This is a genomic window from Pantoea sp. Mb-10 (assembly GCF_021272205.1).
Classification (GTDB): Bacteria; Pseudomonadota; Gammaproteobacteria; order Enterobacterales; family Enterobacteriaceae; genus Pantoea.
In genome coordinates, this window is the sequence record NZ_JAJSDX010000010.1 from 57,224 (window position 1) to 76,650 (window position 19,427).

At 55.0% G+C, this 19,427-nt stretch carries 19 protein-coding genes; 7 read left to right on the top strand and 12 right to left on the bottom strand.

The genetic code is table 11. The features are described 5' to 3' along the window. Positions 1 to 39: 39 nt before the first annotated feature. The 5 genes from LU196_RS18340 to LU196_RS18360 all read right to left on the bottom strand — a co-directional run bounded on the left by LU196_RS18340 (position 40) and on the right by LU196_RS18360 (position 5,606). A complete protein-coding gene (locus LU196_RS18340; protein WP_232761358.1) occupies positions 40 to 1,173 on the bottom strand; it encodes a glycosyltransferase family 4 protein in 1,134 nt (377 codons plus the stop codon). Then, complete coding sequence (rfaQ, locus tag LU196_RS18345; protein WP_232761357.1) at positions 1,166 to 2,242, bottom strand: putative lipopolysaccharide heptosyltransferase III; 1,077 nt, start codon at positions 2,240 to 2,242, stop codon at positions 1,166 to 1,168. The genes LU196_RS18340 and rfaQ overlap by 8 nt, the downstream gene beginning before the upstream one ends. Positions 2,243 to 2,315: 73 nt before the next feature. Next, positions 2,316 to 3,317, bottom strand: coding sequence for a glycosyltransferase (locus LU196_RS18350; protein WP_255697921.1), 1,002 nt, complete (start codon positions 3,315 to 3,317; stop codon positions 2,316 to 2,318). After that, positions 3,314 to 4,423, bottom strand: a complete 1,110-nt coding sequence (locus LU196_RS18355) for a glycosyltransferase family 9 protein (RefSeq protein ID WP_232761356.1) — start codon at positions 4,421 to 4,423, stop codon at positions 3,314 to 3,316. The genes LU196_RS18350 and LU196_RS18355 overlap by 4 nt, the downstream gene beginning before the upstream one ends. A 40-nt stretch (positions 4,424 to 4,463) precedes the next feature. Then, the gene (locus LU196_RS18360) at positions 4,464 to 5,606 is read right to left on the bottom strand and encodes a glycosyltransferase (protein WP_232761355.1); all 1,143 of its coding nucleotides are present in this window, start codon (positions 5,604 to 5,606) and stop codon (positions 4,464 to 4,466) included. Between the two features lie 293 nt (positions 5,607 to 5,899). On the opposite strand from LU196_RS18360, the gene LU196_RS18365 reads away from it, so the two are divergent. After that, positions 5,900 to 6,877 carry a polysaccharide deacetylase family protein gene (locus LU196_RS18365; protein WP_232761354.1) on the top strand — a complete coding sequence of 326 codons (978 nt, stop codon included), beginning with the start codon at positions 5,900 to 5,902 and terminating at the stop codon, positions 6,875 to 6,877. A 138-nt stretch (positions 6,878 to 7,015) separates the two neighbouring features. Here LU196_RS18365 and rfaC read toward each other — a convergent pair whose 3' ends face one another. Genes rfaC through rfaD form a run of 3 tightly spaced genes read right to left on the bottom strand, consistent with a single transcriptional unit; the run spans position 7,016 to position 9,974 of the window. Next, positions 7,016 to 7,978, bottom strand: coding sequence for a lipopolysaccharide heptosyltransferase RfaC (gene rfaC, locus LU196_RS18370; RefSeq protein WP_232761353.1), 963 nt, complete (start codon positions 7,976 to 7,978; stop codon positions 7,016 to 7,018). 2 nt (positions 7,979 to 7,980) lie between these two features. Beyond that, complete coding sequence (gene rfaF, locus LU196_RS18375) at positions 7,981 to 9,024, bottom strand: ADP-heptose--LPS heptosyltransferase RfaF (protein ID WP_232761352.1); 1,044 nt, start codon at positions 9,022 to 9,024, stop codon at positions 7,981 to 7,983. Between the two features lie 17 nt (positions 9,025 to 9,041). Continuing rightward, the gene (gene rfaD, locus LU196_RS18380) at positions 9,042 to 9,974 is read right to left on the bottom strand and encodes an ADP-glyceromanno-heptose 6-epimerase (RefSeq protein WP_232761351.1); all 933 of its coding nucleotides are present in this window, start codon (positions 9,972 to 9,974) and stop codon (positions 9,042 to 9,044) included. A 231-nt stretch (positions 9,975 to 10,205) separates the two neighbouring features. Here rfaD and LU196_RS18385 point away from each other — a divergent pair, with 231 nt between their 5' ends. Both LU196_RS18385 and tdh read left to right on the top strand, forming a co-directional pair. Then, entirely contained in the window at positions 10,206 to 11,414 is a 1,209-nt protein-coding gene (locus LU196_RS18385) for a glycine C-acetyltransferase (protein WP_232761350.1), read from the top strand. Next, entirely contained in the window at positions 11,411 to 12,457 is a 1,047-nt protein-coding gene (gene tdh, locus LU196_RS18390) for an L-threonine 3-dehydrogenase (protein WP_232761349.1), read from the top strand. The genes LU196_RS18385 and tdh overlap by 4 nt, the downstream gene beginning before the upstream one ends. Before the next feature lie 12 nt (positions 12,458 to 12,469). On the opposite strand, the gene LU196_RS18395 is transcribed toward tdh, so the two are convergent. The 4 genes from LU196_RS18395 to envC all read right to left on the bottom strand — a co-directional run bounded on the left by LU196_RS18395 (position 12,470) and on the right by envC (position 16,890). Then, a complete protein-coding gene (locus tag LU196_RS18395) occupies positions 12,470 to 13,381 on the bottom strand; it encodes a glycosyltransferase (RefSeq protein WP_232761348.1) in 912 nt (303 codons plus the stop codon). Continuing rightward, the gene (locus tag LU196_RS18400; protein WP_232761347.1) at positions 13,374 to 14,603 is read right to left on the bottom strand and encodes a glycosyltransferase; all 1,230 of its coding nucleotides are present in this window, start codon (positions 14,601 to 14,603) and stop codon (positions 13,374 to 13,376) included. Before LU196_RS18400 ends, LU196_RS18395 begins: the two co-directional genes overlap by 8 nt. A gap of 79 nt (positions 14,604 to 14,682) precedes the next feature. Continuing rightward, positions 14,683 to 15,585 carry a divergent polysaccharide deacetylase family protein gene (locus tag LU196_RS18405; RefSeq protein WP_232761346.1) on the bottom strand — a complete coding sequence of 301 codons (903 nt, stop codon included), beginning with the start codon at positions 15,583 to 15,585 and terminating at the stop codon, positions 14,683 to 14,685. 3 nt (positions 15,586 to 15,588) lie between these two features. Then, positions 15,589 to 16,890 carry a murein hydrolase activator EnvC gene (envC, locus tag LU196_RS18410; RefSeq protein WP_232761345.1) on the bottom strand — a complete coding sequence of 434 codons (1,302 nt, stop codon included), beginning with the start codon at positions 16,888 to 16,890 and terminating at the stop codon, positions 15,589 to 15,591. A 248-nt stretch (positions 16,891 to 17,138) separates the two neighbouring features. Here envC and LU196_RS18415 point away from each other — a divergent pair, with 248 nt between their 5' ends. From LU196_RS18415 to gpsA, 4 genes are read left to right on the top strand one after another with little or no spacing between them, the layout of a single operon-like run. Continuing rightward, the gene (locus LU196_RS18415) at positions 17,139 to 17,570 is read left to right on the top strand and encodes a rhodanese-like domain-containing protein (RefSeq protein ID WP_232761344.1); all 432 of its coding nucleotides are present in this window, start codon (positions 17,139 to 17,141) and stop codon (positions 17,568 to 17,570) included. Between the two features lie 18 nt (positions 17,571 to 17,588). Further along, positions 17,589 to 17,843, top strand: a complete 255-nt coding sequence (gene grxC, locus LU196_RS18420) for a glutaredoxin 3 (RefSeq protein ID WP_232761343.1) — start codon at positions 17,589 to 17,591, stop codon at positions 17,841 to 17,843. A gap of 40 nt (positions 17,844 to 17,883) precedes the next feature. Then, positions 17,884 to 18,348, top strand: a complete 465-nt coding sequence (gene secB, locus LU196_RS18425) for a protein-export chaperone SecB (protein ID WP_232761342.1) — start codon at positions 17,884 to 17,886, stop codon at positions 18,346 to 18,348. Further along, on the top strand, positions 18,348 to 19,367 hold the full coding sequence (gene gpsA, locus LU196_RS18430) for an NAD(P)H-dependent glycerol-3-phosphate dehydrogenase (protein WP_232761341.1): 1,020 nt from the start codon (positions 18,348 to 18,350) through the stop codon (positions 19,365 to 19,367). Before secB ends, gpsA begins: the two co-directional genes overlap by 1 nt. Positions 19,368 to 19,427: the final 60 nt, after the last annotated feature.

The window sequence follows — 19,427 nt, forward strand, 5'->3', positions numbered from 1 at the left end:
CATGTTATCAGAAACTCACCGCCTGCTCATACCACTTCGTCACGCCGTTTTCAGCACCTGCTGATAAAGCGTGGTCAGCGACTGCGCCAGGCGCTGCGGGCTATAGGCTTCAATTTTGCGCCGTGCGGCTTCGCCCATGGCGGCGTGCTGCGAAAGCGCGGGCGTTGCCCGTATGCTTTCATTTAACGCCTTGATATCTAAGGCATCGCAAACGAACCCTTCCTGCCCCTGCCGGATAAACTCCGCGCCGCCGCAGCCGGTACTGGTGATCACGGCCAGGCCGCAGGCCATGGCTTCCAGCACCACATTGGGGAATGGATCGTAAAGCGTGGGCAGCAGCAGCGCGTCGGCGGCGTGGTAAAAGGGCTGAACATCCTGCTGCACGCCGACAAAGCGCAGGCGATCGAGACAGTTAAGCTGGTTGGCAAGCTGCTGATAGCGAGAGAGATGCTTGTCTTGTCCTACCACAATCAGGTAGCGGTCACTGTCAGCCAGCGCCTGAATGGCCGCTTTCAGGCCTTTACGCTCAAAACCCGATCCAACGTAAATCATGACCGTCGCCGTCTGTGGGAGCTGCAGCTGCTGGCGCGCAGCATGGCGCTGGGCTTCGCGTGCTGGCTGAAAACGCTGGCTGTCGATAGCGTTGTGAATGACATGGATCTTGTCGGCATCCAGCGCAAAATGTCGCAGGATATCCTGCCTGACCATCTCTGAATTGCAGATCACGGCCTTCAAAGAAGGCGCATTAAACATCTCAGCCTCAGCCTGTAACACATAGCGATGATAAGGGCTAAGCTGGGCGCTGAGCCGCTGCCACGGCGAGACGATACGCGCACGCTGTTCCAGCCAGACGCGGTGCACGCCATCGCCCGCGCGGAAAATATCACAGCCGGCAATACGCTCGTGGCTCTGCACGATGTCGAAATGTTCGCGCTGCCAGCAGGCGCGGGCCGCATGCGCAAAGCCGCGCTCGCGTGAAACACGGCCAACTTTCGCCGGGTTACAGATATGCAAATGCCAGGCGGGATTGGGTTTTCCCTGCCAGCTGCGCGTAATGATGTTGAGATCGAGCTGATCGCTGTCCAGCGCTTCCAGCGCGCGGGAGATAAACCGCTCGGCACCGCCATCCGGGCGATATTTCTGCCGGACAATCGCCAGGCGTAGCTTAGTCATGCAACAGACTCCTTGCGGCAGCGAGCACATCTTCAACGGGGATCGCCGCCAGATAACGCTGTTCAGTTTTTGTGTCGATTGAATCCGGCGAAGGCAGCGGCGCATAGTCGCCTGCCCAGAGGATGCGGTTGTTGCTGCCCCACGGGCGCCACTGCGTTAATTTGGTCGGGCCGAACAGCGCCAGGCAGGGCGTTTCCAGCGCGGCAGCCATATGCATCGGTGCGGAATCGACGCCAATGAACAGCTGCGCTGCGTCAATCAGCGCGGCCAGCTGTGGCAGCGTTAGCTGCCCGGCCAGTGAGACCACGTTCTCGCGGCCACACAGCGACAAAATATGGTCAATCATCGCCTGTTCTTTCGCATCCGGCGCCGCCGTTAACACCACCGTGTAGCCTTCCGCCGTCAGGGTATCAATCAGCTGCGCCACTTTTTCATCTTCCCAGCACTTAAAGACCCAGCGCGAGGTGGGTTGCAGCACAATAAAAGCCGGGCCGACCTGATGCTGGGCCAGCACGGTATGCACTTTTTGTTGATCGGCTGCGCTGAAATGCATGGAGGCCTTGGCCCCCTCCGCGGAAATACCCAGCGGCTCAAGCGAGACCATATTTTGCTCAACGGTGTGCAGCCGCGCGTGTTGGGCGGTAGAAACGCGCACGTTGTGACACGCGCGCCAAAACATATTGTCGCGTTTGTTATAGGCGAAGCCAATGCGCACGGTGGCACCGGACAAGCCCGTGATGATTGCGCTGCGCCACTGATCGGCCAAATTGATGACTACGTCATACCGGCAAGCGCGCACGGCTCCAATCAGGGCCATTTCATGACGAAACTTCTGCCAGCCGCCCAGCTTCTTCCATTTGCGATCAATAATGTGCAGCTGGCGAATTGCAGGATGGGCTTCCAGCATGGGACGTGTTTCTGCATACAGCAAGACATCAATATTGGCGTTGGGGTAGCGCTGGTGCAACGCGTTAATAGCGGGCGTGGTAAGCAGCATATCACCATGGTGGCGTAGCTTAATGAGCAGGATGTTTTGGGGTGTAAATTGAGCTGGGATCGGGCTTGCCATACGCAAATCATCTCAGAATTCAGTGAGCCGATTGTAGGGCAAAGCCCGTTAAGGCGAAAGCCAGCGGCTGGCCTTATTTACTGCGCCAGCGATAAATTCGGCTCAGCCATAATAATAGCTGATACCACTGACGCAGACCGCGTGCGTTACGCACCATACGCCGGTGCGTCTGCGTGGCGAACAGGTCGGCAATCATCGCCTGACGCGCTGCGGCTTCAGGTTCGCGGCGAATGGCGTGGCACACACTCAGCGCCTCACGCGTCACCTGATAATGAAAGCTCGAATAGATTTTCACGCGCTGGCGATAGCGCGTATTGATCTCTTCCAGCAGACGCGCAATTTTCAGGTAGTGACGCTGATACGCCACGTTGGCCTGGCCTGTTCGCTTGCGATTGCTGATTGAGGCGTCATGCATGTAATAGCGGTAGAGCACCCGATCGGTGTAACGCACGCGTTTGACGTTCAGCATGAACTCCGTGGTCCAGGGAATATCCTGATGGTGCAAGCCGGGTTCAAACTGTAAGTTCAACGCATTGATCAGCGCGCGGCGGTAAATACCCAGCCACACCACGTGCAGATAACGGCGTGTTTTCAAGGCCTTGTCCAGCCATTCCGGACCGCTCATGACCTCTGTACTGGTGAGGCGATCAAGCGGAATCAGGGGCTTAACGGTTTGGCTGGATTTGAAGAACCATTCAGCATTGCACTGGGCGGCGTCGAGCCGGTCGCGCTCGGCCATATCAACCAGCGTCTGGTACATCTCCGGACGCATGGTGTCGTCGGCATCCGGAAAACTCACATACTTACCGCGGGCGATGGCTAATCCAGCATTGCGCGCGCGCGAGACGCCACCGTTGGCCTGATGAATCACGCGGATATGGGGATGGCGCTGCGCCCAACTCTCGGCGCGATCGCCTGAGCCGTCGGTGGAACCGTCATCCACGATAATGATCTCCAGCGAGGTCAGCGTCTGAGCCAGCAACGCCTCAAGGCACGCCACCAAACCTTCACCGGCGTTGTACATTGGAATAATCAAGCTGAGTAAGGGTGAATCGCTATCGGGCTGATGTGTCATGCTGTTTGTTCGTTGTTCCGTCTTGCCTGGCGCTGCTGTTGCCGGGCGCTGATAAAATCGTGGATGTCATCAAGTTTGCGCTGATCCAGATCGAACAGTTGTTCCACCGGATGCGCGAAGCTGTACTGTGCGGCAAATACAAACGAAGAGGGGGCAATGTGATTGGGGCCGATAAGCAGCACATCGCCGGTCGGTCTCTGCTCTTCAACGCAGCAAGGACCATAAATTAACACCACCGGCACCTGCTGGGCGTCCGCGATGTAGACATTACCGGAATCGGAGGCAATGTAAAAATCCATCTCGCGAATGGCCGCAGGCAGGGCTTCCAGAGAGACTTTGCCGACCAGGCTCACCAGATTGTCGCGCGAACCCGCGACTTTAAACAACTCCTGCACGCGCGATTCTTCGTTCGGCGCGCCGAAGGCGAAGAAGGTGCAGGGCAGATCGTCTAAATGTTCAAACAGCCGCGTCCAGATTGCGGGCGGAATGGTTTTTGCCTGATTGCCGGCGGTCACGCTAATACCGATGCGGACTCCCTGACACGCCAGGATTTCAGCGGGGAGGCTTTCCGGCTGCCACAGCGGTAAAGTGGCATGCTTGGGGTAGCTCTCTTTCGTAAAGGAGCGATCGGCCAGCTTCAGGTAGTTCTCCAGCGTCAGCGTGTTTTTTTTGTGGTGTACCACGCCACTTGCCGTGAAATAAAACAGCTTGTGATAGCTTTTGCGGCGGTAGCTGGACAGGAACTGTTTATTGCTGGCGTTGCAGCAGGCGGCGATAAACAGATTGAGGTTCGTCGGGTGCAGCAAATAGATATTGTCGTAGCGGTTGAGCAACTGCCAAACCAACCTGAGCTTTTTAAGCAGACCGGAGCGGAAATCTTCGATATACCAGATATTTTCGATTGAACTGTCATGGGTGGCGAGCGGTGCAACACTGTGACTCAGCAGCGCATCGCTTTTGCCAAGGTGCGCCAGCAGCGGCGTAATATTGATAAAATCGCCGATCTTAGCGGTTTGAATAACCAGATTCTTTCCGGTTCTGCCATGAACGGCTTTCATGAGCCATTTAAGCGGAAGAAAAAGAATAAATAAAATCACATACGTCAAAATCTATTTCCATAAAAGAGGCATCCGCAGAGATGACCCGTTAACTTGAAACGCGCTGTGTCGCGGTGAAGGTGCTCGCTTCTGCCGGAATGAGTTGTAAATAGCGCTGGCAAATCACCTCAAGACTATAAATGCTCAAATCCAGCTGGTGCAACGCAGGGGGATGATGATAAATCTCCGCCATTTTTTCGGCCAGAGACGGCGCATTCATTTCTGCTAATCCGCGAGCGAGATCGCCGATTAAGATCGACGAAGGGCCACCCGGACACCGCGTGCTGACTACGGGCGTACCGCAGCTTAACGCCTCAATCAACACATTGCCAAAACCTTCGCTGTCAGAGCTCACTACTAATAGGCGAGCGTGACGAATCCATGAATAAGGATTGCGCTGAAAACCCGCAAAGTGCACACGATCGGCGATACCTAAATCTCGCGCCTGTTGATGTAAACTCGCGGTCAAGGTGTCGCTTCCCTGGCCTAGCAGCACCAGTGGCGCGGTAATGCCGCTCTGCGCATAGGCATCCAGCAGGCGATCCTGACGTTTCGTTTCGTGAAAGCGGCCTACGTGCAGCAGAAAATCGGTGCCCGCCATCGGACACGGCTCCATCGCCAGCTGTGCCACCGCGCTAAAGTCAAAAGGATTAGGAATAACCGCGGAATGGGCGGGCGTGACGCCAACGTTATCGATTAAGTCATCCAGCACCGACTGCGAGACGGCAATGACTTGCCTGCCTTGATAGACATGGCGAATTTTTCGTTTTTTAAGCCACAGAGAAAAACCGCACTTGCGTGCAAGATAAGAGGCTGAGAACACGCCGTGCAGGCAGAACCAGGTTTTGCGCGCATCCAACGTGCGGGAGTGGCGCACAATGCGGTCGGTTTTATGCAGGTGAGACAGCACCAAATCATAGTCGCCGTCCTGTGCTTCTGCGCGACGAACGGCCGCATCCAGCAGCCTTGCGCGCCGCAGCGTTTCCGTCAGTTTGCGCCAGGGCCGCGAACTGCGATCGAGGATAACCTGATAGTCGATGCCGGGTGGAATAGGGTAATCGCACACTTTGCGTAAAGAGAAAAGTGAGACCCGATGCCCTTGACTGGACAACCCTTTCGCCAGCGTCAGTACCACTTTTTCGGCACCTCCACCTGGCAGGCCATCGATAACAATTAAAATGCGCCTGGACAATGCTCTTACCCCTGGATTCCAGCCCGTTATAACGACTGATCCACATTCTTGCCTGTGGCATCAGAACGGAAAATAAGCAAAATCAATAGATTATATAAAAAAGCCAAGGGCATCCTGCTGATGACCACATCAACTTTAAGCTTTTTTAAGCCGTTCTTAATCTAAAGTATACTAGTTTAACTCACTCTAAACTGCTATCTGGTGTGGCAGCGTAGCGGGATGAAAAGTTTGCGTGGGCCAGTCCCCCTGCGTACCATAACGGCGCGAAACCACCCATTTCTATCGGATAAGTCATGGAAAAACCAGCCTTTTTAATCACCCTGGATACGGAGGGTGATAATCTGTGGCGTAATCGAAGCGGTAACGTTACCACGCAAAATGTCCGTTTTTTACCGCGCTTTCAGTCACTGTGCGAAAAATACGGTTTTAAACCCACGTGGTTGACAAATTACGAGATGGCCAGCGATCCGGATTATGTGGCGTTCGGACGGGATGTGCTGGCGCGTGGGCAGGGCGAAATCGGCATGCATCTGCACGCCTGGTACAGTCCGCCTCACGTTGCACTGACCAACGATGACTGGCGCTATCAGCCCTACCTGATCGAATATCCCACCCCGGTTTTGCGTGAAAAAGTGGCTTTCATGACCGACCTGCTGGAAAACGCGTTTCAGCAAAAAATGACCAGCCACCGTGCGGGACGCTGGGCGTTTAACGAGATTTACGCCCGCGCGCTGATTGATAATGGCTACCTGGTGGATTGCTCTGTGACGCCGCGGGTTGACTGGCGTCAGTCGCGCGGCGCGCCGCAGGGCGTCGGCGGATCGGACTACCGTCATTTTCCTGACCACGCTTATTACGTGGATGCGGACGATATCTCCAGACCGGGCGATTCGCCGCTGCTTGAGCTGCCAATGAGCATTCAGTATCGCTACGGTGCGCTGACCAATCAGGTTAAGGGTGCCTGGAACAGGCTGCGCGGTAAGCATCGGGGGCCATCGGTTAACTGGCTACGTCCCGTGGGCGGCAATCTGGCACAAATGAAAAAAGTGGTGGAGCAGACGCTGGCGCAAGGAAATGACTACGTTGAGTTTATGCTGCACTCTTCGGAGTTTATGCCAGATGGTAGTCCGACGTTTAAAAACGAGGCTGATATTGAACGCCTGTATGACGAGCTGGAGCAGCTTTTTGCCTGGTTACAGCCGCGCACGCAAGGTATGACCCTAACGGAGTACGCCCTGCAGCGCAAAACTCGCCCACAGGCGCGGGGCTAAAGGCGGTTCGCGACCCGCAAGCGGCCTTTACCGGGTTGCGAATGCCTGTTCGCCCTGGCAAACCGGCAGGGGGATGTCGGTTTGCAAAACATCTTTGTCACGAGAACGCGTGCCTGCTTCTCTGACCCGCCGCACCGATCACAGCACGCTTTGTAGCGTCTCCATTACGCGCGTCGCGGTTATCTCGGCCATGGAGCCTGTTTCACCGTGTATCACGTATTGGTTTTTGCCGTAACCGCCAATTAATCCCGGATCGGTAGGTCCGTAAAGCGTGATATTGGGGCGATCCAACGCGGCGGTTAAGTGGCTTAATCCGGTATCGACGGAGACCACGGCCCGCGCACCAGCAAGCTGCTGCGCAACCTGCTCAAGCGTCAGTCGCGGCAACACCTCTACATGGTCGAAGCCTTCTGCCAGCCGCTGAGCGCGCTGGTGCTCATGCTCTGCACCCCAAGGCAACTTGATGCGTAGGCCGGTAGGATGCACCTGTTCGATGAGGTCGCGCCAGTGCGCTTCGGGCCAGTGTTTGTTGTCGCGCGTGGTGGCATGCAAGAGCACCAGATAAGGCGGCTCATCGACGGAAAGATCCGTTAAAAAATGGCCGGCGATCGCGTAATCGCCTTGCGTAGCCGGTTTTTCGTAGCCAAGGCTTTTGGCAAACAGTTCACGCGTACGTTCAACGGCGTGCTGTTTTTTGCCGATCTCATGGCGAATGTCGTACCACCAGCTGGCAAAGGGTTCACGCGCGCTGCGGCTGTCCTGACCGTGCTTAGTGCCTCTGGCGAGGCGCGTCACCAGCGCTGCACTCTTGATTAATCCTTGCGCATCAATCACCACATCGTAGTGGCGTGATTGCAGTGCCCGCTTGAAAACAACGCGTTCTTCGCGCTGTTGGCTGCCAAACCAGTGTTTACGCCAGCGGCGTATCGCCACCGGCAGTACCTTATCCACCGCAGGATGCCAGCCTGGAATCTGGGCAAAATTTTCTTCAACTACCCAGTCAAAACGAATGCCGGGCAGCGCCTGCATGGCATCAGTCAGGGCCGGAAGCGTATGCAGCACGTCGCCCATTGAGGACGTTTTTACGATCAAAACCTGCATGTTTACTCCTGCACCGGCCGCAATAGCGCGTGCAGTTCCTGAAGAACGCGCTCGGGCTGAATATCGATCAAGCTTTGGTGATAGCCCTCTTCTGCATCCCCTTTGCGCACTTTGTGGTAACCGCTTATCAGGCGAATAATACGCGCCTGATGCGAGAGCGGTGGCGTAAAGTCTGGGCTGCTCGGGCCATAAAGCGCGACAAGCGGCCGATTCAGCGCGGCGGCGATATGCATCAGGCCCGAGTCGTTACTGACCACAGCGGCGCAGAGCGCAATCAAAATCACCGCCTGTTCCAGCTGCGTTTCACCGGCTAAATTTTTACAGTGTGCGCGCGCGCGGTCGCTAAGGCTGTTCAACAGCGTGTCGCCGGTTTCCCGATCTTTTGCGGAACCAAACAGCAGCACCTGATACCCCTCGGCAATCAGTTGCTCGGCCAGTGCGGCGTAGTGGTAATGCGGCCAGCGCTTGGCTGGACCAAATTCCGCTCCCGGACAAAAGCCAATGATAGGGCGATCGGCGGAGAGCGCGAACAGCGCCGCCGTCATCTGCTTTTCGTCCTCATCCACTCGCAGCTGTGGCCAGAGGAGTGGCTGCGGCAACGCGCTGGCTGAATGTACCGGCGTGTCATAGCCGAGCGCCACATAGCGCTCAACCATCAGTGGGAAAGCGGCTTTATCCAGCACGCGCACGTCATTCAGTACGCCATAGCGCATCTCGCCCCGCCAGCCAATACGCTGCTTAATGCCAGCAAAAAAAGGCACCAGGGCGGATTTAAATGAGTTCGGTAACACGTAAGCGCGATCGTAATGATTGGCCCGCAGTGATTTACCCAAGCGGCGACGTTCGCCCAGCGCCAGTGCACCGTGGCCCAGTGGCATAGGCAGCGCCTGATTGACCTCCGGCATACGGGACAGCAGGGGCCGACACCAGGCGGGTGCCATTACGTCAATCACCGCGTCAGGATGTTCCGCCTTGAGCGTGCGATACAGACTTTGCGACATCATCATATCGCCAACCCATGAGGGGCCAATGACCAGAATTTTCATCGCGGATGTCGGTTTCCTTATGCGTTACGATTGAGCCATGCCATGTATTCGCTCACGCCCTGCGCGACGGTTTTGAAAGGTTTGTTGTACCCTGCCGCGCGCAGCTGCGTGAGATCCGCCTGCGTAAACGCCTGGTAACGGCCTTTGAGTTTCTCCGGGAAAGGAATGTACTCAATGGCACCCTTCTGATGGAAATTCAGTACCGCATCAGCCACTTCCTGGAAGGATTCGGCGCGACCGGTACCGCAGTTATAAATGCCGGAAACGCCGTTTTCCCAGCACCACAGGTTGACGGCAACCACGTCGTCAACGTGGATAAAGTCGCGGCGGAACTGCTCGCTGCCCTCAAACAGTTTTGGATTTTCACCGTTAGTGATCTGCGTATTCAGATGGAACGCAACGCTGGCCATGCTGCCTTTATGGCCTTCACGCGGGCCGTAAACGTTAAAGTAACGGAAGCCGCACACCGGCGACTCGGCTTCGGGCAGAATCTGACGCACATAGTGGTCAAACAGCATTTTGGAGTAGCCATAAACGTTAAGTGGCTGCTCATACTCACGCGCTTCGATAAAGTTTTCGTTGCGCCCGCCGTACGTGGCGGCTGAAGAGGCGTAAAGGAACGGAATTTCACGCTCAAGGCAGAAATGCAGCAGATCTTTGGAGTACTGATAGTTGTTATCCATCATGTACTTACCGTCCCACTCCGTGGTCGCCGAGCAGGCACCTTCATGGAATACGGCTTCAATGGGCCCCAGATCTTCGCCGGACATGATGTAACTCAGAAACTCTTCTTTATCCATGTAATCTGCGATGTCCAGATCGGCAAGATTCACGAACTTGGTGCCATCTTTCAGATTATCCACCACCAGAATATCGGTATGTCCGCGATCGTTCAGTGCTTTAACAATATTACTGCCGATCATGCCGGCGCCACCGGTTACGATAATCATATGCTTTGCCTTTAAACAGTTGAGGTGAAACGGGAGGTTTCACGCACGAATACTTCACATCATAACATTTCAACCCGCCTCAGGTAGCCAGATGACTCTGCAAGCGCTACACAAATATCACTGATGACGTGAACTATGCTGCAAAAAAGAGATTTGGCTGGCTGAAACAGCGGCGTGATGCGCGTAAAACAGTAAGATGTGCCAACATTTTGCTATCTGAGGAGCAGAATTATGACCAGCCCGTTTTATTCGCACATTCGTCAGCAGCTTGAGACCGCGCGCCAGGAGGGTTTGTTCAAACAGGAACGCACTCTGACCTCCGCACAGCAGTCTGAGATCGTCGTTGCCAATGGCGCACCCGTTATCAATTTCTGTGCAAACAACTATCTGGGGTTAGCTAACCATCCCGTCTTAATTCAAGCGGCAAAAGAGGGCATGGATTCTCACGGCTTTGGCATGGCTTCCGTGCGTTTTATCTGCGGGACGCAGGATATTCACCAGCAGCTGGAGCAGAAACTGGCGGCGTATTTGGCCGTGGAAGACGCCATTCTGTTTTCATCCTGTTACGACGCCAACGGCGGGCTGTTCGAAACGCTGTTAACCGAAGAGGACGCGGTCATCTCGGATGCGCTTAATCACGCCTCGATCATTGATGGGATACGGCTCTGTAAAGCCAAACGCTATCGTTATGCCAATAACGACATGCAGGCGCTGCGAGCGTGCTTGCAAGAGGCGCGAAACAGCGGGGCGCGACATATTCTGATCGCCACCGATGGCGTGTTCTCCATGGATGGTGTGATCGCCAATCTCCGGGGGATTTGCGATCTGGCAGATGAGTTCGACGCGCAGGTGATGGTTGATGATTCCCATGCGGTGGGTTTCGTGGGTGCCAGCGGTCGCGGCACGCATGAATACTGTGGGGTGATGGGCCGCGTCGATATTCTTACGGGCACATTGGGCAAGGCGCTGGGCGGTGCTTCTGGCGGCTACGTGGCGGCCAAAAAAGAGGTGGTAGCGTGGCTGCGGCAGCGCGCGCGTCCTTATCTGTTCTCAAATTCTCTGGCTCCGCCCATTGTTGCCGCATCGCTGCGGGTGCTGGACTTGCTAAATGAAGGCGATGGCCTGCGTCAGCGGCTGTGGGATAACACACGTTTCTTCCGGGAAAAAATGTCGGCCGCCGGATTTAGTCTCGCGGGCGCCGATCACGCCATTATTCCGGTGATGCTGGGGGAGGCCAAACTCGCACAGCAGTTCGCTCAGCTGTTGCAGCACGAGGGCATTTACGTGACCGGCTTTTTCTATCCGGTGGTGCCGCAGGGGCAGGCGCGTATCCGCACGCAGATTTCAGCGGCACACACCCAGCAGCAGCTGGAGCAGGCCGTGGCCGCCTTTACGCGCATTGGGCAGCAGCTCGGTGTGATTGCAGGAGCAGCAGGATGAAAGCACTCGCCAAATTAAAAGCCGAAGAAGGGATATGGATGATCAACGATGCGCCGGTGCCAGAACCGGGGCATAACGATCTGCTGATCAAAATTCGCAAAACCGCCATCTGCGGCACTGACGTGCATATCTATAACTGGGACGACTGGTCGCGTAAAACCATTCCCGTGCCGATGATCACCGGCCACGAGTACGTGGGTGAAGTGGTGGCAATGGGCCAAGAGGTGCGAAGCTTTACCGTTGGCGATCGTGTTTCTGGAGAGGGGCATATTACCTGTGGCCACTGCCGCAACTGCCGAGCGGGGCGCACTCACCTGTGTCGCAATACCGTTGGCGTCGGCGTAAACCGTCAGGGCTGTTTTGCCGAATACCTTGTGATCCCCGCCTTTAACGCCTTCAAAATCCCCGACAATATCTCTGACGAACTGGCGGCCATTTTCGATCCCTTTGGGAATGCGGTGCATACCGCGCTCTCGTTTGATTTGGTGGGAGAGGATGTGCTGATTTCCGGTGCCGGTCCGATTGGCATTATGGCGGCGGCAGTGTGTAAGCACGTGGGCGCGCGTCATGTAGTGATCACGGATATCAACGACTATCGGCTAGCGCTGGCGCGTCAGATGGGCGTTACGCGCGCGGTCGATGTGGCCCAGGAAAACCTGCGTGACGTGATGACCGAGCTGGGAATGACAGAAGGCTTTGATATCGGGCTGGAGATGTCTGGCGCACCGCCCGCGTTTCGCACGCTGCTGGAGGTGATGAATCATGGCGGACGCATTGCGCTGCTGGGCATTCCACCGGGTGAAATGGCAATCGACTGGAATCTGGTTATCTTTAAGGGATTATTTATAAAGGGAATTTATGGACGAGAAATGTTTGAAACCTGGTACAAAATGGCGGCGCTGATCCAATCTGGGCTGGATCTGACGCCGATCATTACGCATCGCTACCACATTGACGATTTTCAGCAGGGCTTCGACGATATGCGCTCAGGGCGATCGGGCAAAGTGGTGTTGAGCTGGGACGAAAAGCATAACCGGCCGTAAGGCCGGTTAGTATCAAGATTGCTGCTTTTCCGCATCCGTCAGGTAGCGTACTTTTCGCGTGTAATCCTGCCCTTTGAAACGCAAAGGCTGCGTGGGATCCTGTAAATACTTTTGCCACTCGCTGAGCGGGAACCCGCCGTGCGCACCCACGACATCTGCCGGAATCACCGCAGACTGACCGCCGATGCGCTTAGAAACCGGCCAGTTTGCCCATTCGCCTAAATTGACGGTGCGAATATCCAACAAGTCCAACAATGCGGCCAGCGGCAGTTGATCGGTTGGGGGCTGATTATCACTCATCAAGACCCACGTATCGTTAAATAGCGTCAGCCAGAGCGGACAAATACGCTGCCACGTTTGTTTGGATGCCGCTAAATAAGCGCCATTCACGTGGTCCTGCAAATAAGGCCGAATGGTATTTTTGTAATAGGCCGGAATGTTATCCGCAGGCGCATCAGCCAGCTTGGCGATCATCTTGCCCTGGCGAAAGCTGCTGTAAAGATGATGCTCCATAATATGAATGTCAGGGGTTTTGAGCAGATTGAGATCGGAATCGATCATCAATATGCCGTCGCCGGTCGCCTGCAGCGGTGCCTGAAGCTTAATTAAGCGGCTGCGGTAAATCTGCTTATAGCGGTAGCTCTCTTCACGGTGAGGCACTTCAAGCGTCACGACGCGCACGCGCGCCGGAAGGGCAGGAAAGGCAGAGGCAGGTTGATCGCTCACGATGACAATTTCTTTAATGGTCTCACCGCATCGGCTGGCAAATTCTGCGCTCAGAACCGCCTCTTCAATATAATCTGCGCCGGTACAGGGAATCACTATCGAGTCGACAGTAATACTGCCGCGCGTGTCAGACTGCGTGCAGGGAATATTGTGGCGCGAGAGAATATGACGGCGGTGCTTATTCAAAAATTCAAACATGTTTTTTTCTCTCAATCATTTTTTCCAGAATACTTTCAACGCCGGAAACATAGTTTTCAATGGCGTAGCAGGTGCGCACGCGCTCGGCGGCAGCGGCGGTAAGTTGTTGACGCTGCTCAGCGTTCTGCCACAGCACGCTAAGATGTTCGCTGAGTTGCGCCACATCGCCGTAATCAAACAGCAGGCCGCTCACGCCGTGCTCGACTAATTCGGCCGTACCGGTGACGTTTGAGCCAATAACCGCCGTATTAACCAGCATCGCTTCCAGAACCACGCGCGGTAATCCCTCACTGCTGGATGCCAGAATAAAGGCGTCAAACGCCGCGAGATATTCCAGCGCATTGTTTTGGAATCCGGTAAATACGACGTGCCCCTCAATGTTTTCATCGCAGGCAAGTTTTTCCAGGCGCGGCCTTTCTGGCCCAGAGCCGACAATGACCATCCGCCATTTCGCGTCGGGATGTGCGCGCTTGAAGATACCCAGTGCCTGCAAAATATGGTGATTGGACTTACGCAAAATAAGTGAACCAATGGAGCCAAAAATAAAGGTGTCATCGGCAAACGTAAACTGGCGGCGCATGGCTGCGCGGTCGGGCAGCGTTTGATGAATATCAATGGCGTTGGAGACGGTAAAACAGCGCTGCGGATCTACGCCGTGGTCGCGCAGCGTTTGGCTAACACCGTGTGACACCGCAATAGTGGCATCACAGCGCGTATTGATCATGTTCACCAGCGACCGTGTTAATAACGGTTCAATGCGGCAGTGCTGAATCAACGCAATCGGCATGTTGCGCACGGCGAGATAGCCTTCAACGTTCGTGCTGGGCTGATTGTTCATATACAGGGCGTCATACTGGCCCGTTTCCAGTAGAGCAGCGATTTTGTCAGCGTTCGGTATCATGCGCCAGCGACGATCGATGCGACCGATCGTCTCTTTTTGCAGCGGGCGGTAGAAAAACAGCAGCGCGCGCGTCAGCTCTTTACTGATTTTGGCCCACAGAGGCTGCCGTGACTGCGGTATAAACACCACGTGAATGCCGATGCTCTGAAGCACGGACTCAATGGTTTCGTTTTCGCCACGCAAATAGTTTTGATAAAAGCAGCAGGTAATATCAAATTTTTGCCGATCGATGCGCTTCAGCAGTTCCAGCATACTGTTTGTGCCACCGCCCCATTCACGGCCGGTATCCAGCAGCAGGATTTTCTTTCGGGTTAGGTTCATCTGTCCTGACATCCTTGCCCGGAGACGATCCAGGCAGACGTTATTGCATAAATTTAACGGGCGCCGACGCGCCCGCTGTTTAAAAGAGCTGCTTCAGTGATTGCATCAGCTTACTTTCGCGGATGCTATCTATCATCAGGTCAACGGCGCGTCGCTGGGGTACCGGTGGCATCGCTGTGCTCGCTTGACAGAGTCCAGGCGCACGGAACGATGGGGCCTGCGGCTTAGCCGAGGTCGGCGGTGTGCGGGTGGCAGTGTGCAGAGAGGCATTCAACAGCTGGCTCGGTCGCACCAGGGTGATATCCGCTGGCAGCGTCGGCAGCATTTGCTGCAGTACGCGCACGGTAGTGGGATGCGGATGGCCAATCGCGATGGCAAAACCGTCGCGCTGAGCCAATTTGACAGCGCGGGTAAACTGCTGACGAATCGCGGATTCGTTTTGGCTGTCATCAAGGAAGACGCGTCGTTTCAATACCTTGACACTGGTTCCCTGTGCAGCCTGAACTGACTGGCTGTTGCCAATGGTCATACTGTCCAAAAAGTAGAAGCGGTAGTGATTCAGCGCCTGCATCACTTTTTGCATGCCGGGCAGGCTGGAGGTCATCTTGCTGCCCATGTGGTTATTAAGCCCTACCGCGAAGGGCACATTGCTGTTTGCTTCACTGATAATGCGCGCAATCTCACTGCTGCTCATCTCTGGCGTGAGCGTGTCCTTCTCCAGCGGCTGTTTACTCAGCGGTGCCATCGGCAAGTGAATTAACACTTCATGGCCTCCCTGATGCGCTTTGGTTGCCATTTCGCGTGCGTGAGGGGCGTTAGGCAGGACGGCAACAGAGATGGCTGCGGGCATCTGCAGCACTTTGTTCTCTTCCAGCGGACGATAACCAAAATCGTCGATCACGATAGCAAGGCTGGCACTGTGAGCATAAACCGTGAAAAAGAGCGCGCTCAGCGAAAAAATTAGCTTAGATGCTTGAAACAAAACTTATCTTCCTAACCACGGGAGTGGATTAACGGCCTGTCCCTGACGTCGAATTTCAAAGTAGAGCGATGGCGTGCCGCGGCCGCCACTGGTCCCGACCAGGGCGATAGGCTGTCCTGCCTTCACCTGCGTACCCACACTCACCAGCGCACTCTGGTTATAGCCATACAGGCTCATGTCGCCTTTACCGTGTTCAATCACCACCACAAGGCCGTAACCTTGCAGCCAGTCGGCCATCAACACGCGACCGTCCGCAATAGCTTTTACCTCGGTGCCTTCAGGTGCATCAATAACCATGCCTTTCCAGCGCAGCTCACCCTGCATGGCTTCGCCGAAACGATGCTCAACGCGGCCAGTCACCGGCCAGCGCGCCTGCCCGCCGGGTTTGCCTAAACCGCCGGTACGCGCCATTAATTCACGTTCACTTTGCGTGGGCTGATAACGCGAGCCTTTGGCTTTGGCCTGCGCCTGACGCTGGCGCACTTTCTCCGCTTCGCGGGCTTCACGCTCCGCGCGCTCGCGTGCCTCGCGCTCTGCTTTTGCAATTTTGCTTTGCAGGCGACTTTCGTTCTCACGCATCTCAACCAGATCCGCCTGGTCTTTCTCCAGCGAACTTTCCAGAATGGATAACGTTTTTTTACGCGCGGCGCTGGCGGTCTCTAGCTTGGTTTGCTGCGCTTGCTGCTGACTCAGCAACGATTTTTGCTGCTCTTGTTTCCCTTGCAGCGCCTGACGCTGTTCCGTGAGCTGCTGCTGCGTCTGCTTTAAATCATCAATGTTTTTTTGCCGTGCGGTATTCAGGTAGCCGAAATACGCCAAAATACGCTCGCTGCGCTGCGCATCTTCGCCACCCAGCACCATCTGCAAGCCATTGTGCTGGCCCTGACGAAATGCCGCATCCAGCTGCTGCGCCAGCAGTTTTTCCTGCTGGGCTTGCTGCGTCTCCAGACGAGAAATCGACGCGCTGATTTGGGCAATTTCACCGTTAAGGACAGAGAGACTATTGCGGGTTTCCCGCAATTGACGGCTCGCCTGAGCGATGATTTTTTCCTGACTTTGTAGCTGATCCAATAACTTGCTGCGCTGCAGCTTTTGCGCTTTAACGCTTTTTTCTTTCTCGGCGATATTTTGCTGAATGGATTTGAGCTGAACTTTGCTGTCGTCTGCGCCGCGGGCAATAGGCGGGAACAGCAAAGAGCCCGCAAGAAGCAGGCTTAAGGGGAATCCGGACCAGTCAGACAGCAACAGACGTGCTGACGCGTTGCTACGGATCCTTGTGTGTAAATCGGTCGCTTTTCCCTTCATAGTTGATAATTATTCCACGATGAACAGCCGCTTACCAGTTATCCCGGCCGGGTTTTGATTTCCAAAGGAGGTCAATGCCGAGCTTAACGAACAAACAATGGCGCAATTTTCCGATTAGAACACTTTTTTTAGAAAATGACGCACAAATCGTAACTCTGCCCGCCTGGTGACTGTACATGCGAAGTGGCGCAGGTATACTCAGAACCCTTGTTTTAGCTTATTAGCCCGGTCTGGAGTCGTTATCCCTCATGCAAGAAATTATGCAGTTTGCAAGCAATCACACCATCCTCAGTCTGGCATGGGTTGTTTTACTCGTTCTGGTGATTGTGACCACCGTTAAAGGAATGTTCTCTAAGATAAAAACAATCAGCCGTGGTGAAGCAACCCACTTGATTAATAAAGAGGATGCGGTGGTGGTAGACGTGCGTTCACGCGACGATTATCGCAAGGGACACATTTCCGGGGCGCTGAATATCGCCGCAGCAGACATTAAAAAAGGCAGCTTTGCTGAGCTGGAAAAGCACAAGTCGCAGCCGATCATTGTGGTATGTGCCACCGGTCAGAGCGCGCATGAGTCCGCTGCAAAATTAAGCGCGGCGGGTTTTGAGAAGGTTTCTGTACTGAAAGATGGCGTCAGTGGCTGGAGCGGTGAAAATCTGCCGCTGGTCCGTGGTAAATAACATCACTGAGGTAACCGCATGGCTAACGTAGAGATTTACACCAAAGTCACCTGTCCTTATTGCCACCGTGCAAAGGCGTTGCTGGATCAGAAAGGCGTATCGTACCAAGAGATCCCTATTGATGGGGACGCGGCGAAACGTGAAGAGATGATCAAACGCAGCGGCCGCACGACGGTGCCACAGATTTTTATTGATGCGCAGCACATTGGCGGCTGCGACGATCTTTACGCACTGGAAGGCCGTCAAGGACTTGACCCCTTACTCCAGGCATAATTTTTCGTTCAAACAATTTTAACTTACAGGATTGAGTAACATGTCAGAACAAAGCTCCAACGAAATGCAGTTCCAGATTCAGCGCGTTTACACAAAAGATGTCTCTTATGAAGCGCCAAACGCGCCGCAGGTTTTCCAGAAAGAGTGGGAGCCTGAGGTGAAACTGGATCTCGATACCGCGTCTTCTCAGCTCGCTGATGAAGTTTATGAAGTGGTGCTGCGCGTGACTGTTACTGCAACCGTGGGCGAAGATACGGCGTTCCTGTGTGAAGTTCAGCAGGCAGGTATCTTTACCATCAGCGGTATTGAAGGCACGCAAATGGCGCATTGCCTCGGCGCCTACTGCCCGAACATTCTGTTCCCTTATGCGCGTGAATGCGTGACCAGCCTTGTTTCACGCGGCACCTTCCCGCAGCTCAATCTGGCTCCGGTAAACTTTGATGCTTTGTTCATGAACTATCTGCAGCAGCAGGGTGAAGGCGAAGCACCGCGTCAGGATGCCTGATGACAACGCGCAACGCTTCGATTAGCGTCATCGGTGCCGGCTCTTACGGCACCGCATTGGCGATCACGCTGGCCCGCAATGGGCATCCAGTGCTGCTGTGGGGGCACAATCCTGCAAAGGTTGCGCAACTGCAAGCCGAACGCTGTAACAGCGTTTTCCTTCCTGACGTTCCTTTCCCTGACAACCTGGTTCCTGAAGCCGATTTGGCCAAGGTGGTCACTGCCAGCCGCGATTTGCTGGTGGTCGTGCCAAGTCATGTGTTTGGCGAGGTGTTAACCCAAGTCAAACCTCATCTGCAGGCGGATTCGCGTCTGGTCTGGGCGACCAAGGGGTTGGAGAAAGAGACGGGGCGCCTGTTGCAGGATGTGGCGCGCGAGATACTCGGCGACGCTATCCCTCTTGCTGTGATTTCTGGCCCCACCTTTGCCAAAGAGCTGGCGGCAGGTATGCCGACCGCGATCGCATTGGCGGCCACCGATGCGCAATTTGCTGACGATTTGCAGCAAAAGATGCACTGTGGCAAAAGTTTTCGCGTCTATAGCAATCCTGATTTTATTGGCGTGCAGCTGGGTGGTGCGGTGAAAAACGTCATTGCCATTGGCGCTGGTATGTCCGACGGTATCGGATTCGGTGCTAATGCGCGTACGGCATTGATTACCCGTGGCTTGGCGGAAATGAGCCGTTTGGGAGCCGCTTTGGGTGCCGACCCCACGACCTTTATGGGCATGGCAGGATTGGGCGACCTGGTGCTTACGTGTACCGATAACCAGTCGCGTAACCGCCGGTTTGGCATGATGCTGGGACAAGGTGAGCAGGTTGACGCGGCGCAGCGCATTATCGGACAAGTTGTAGAGGGGTATCGAAACACCAAAGAAGTCAAAGTGTTGGCTGAGCGATTAGGTGTTGAAATGCCCATTACCGAACAGATTTATCAGGTGCTGTATTGCCAAAAATCAGCGCGAGAGGCAGCATTGAGTTTACTTGGCCGTGCAAGCAAGGATGAAAACAGCCAGCGCTGAAGCAGGATGCACAGCGTAAACCTCTGTAGCGCCCTTCTGGCGCTTTTTTTATCAGGAGCA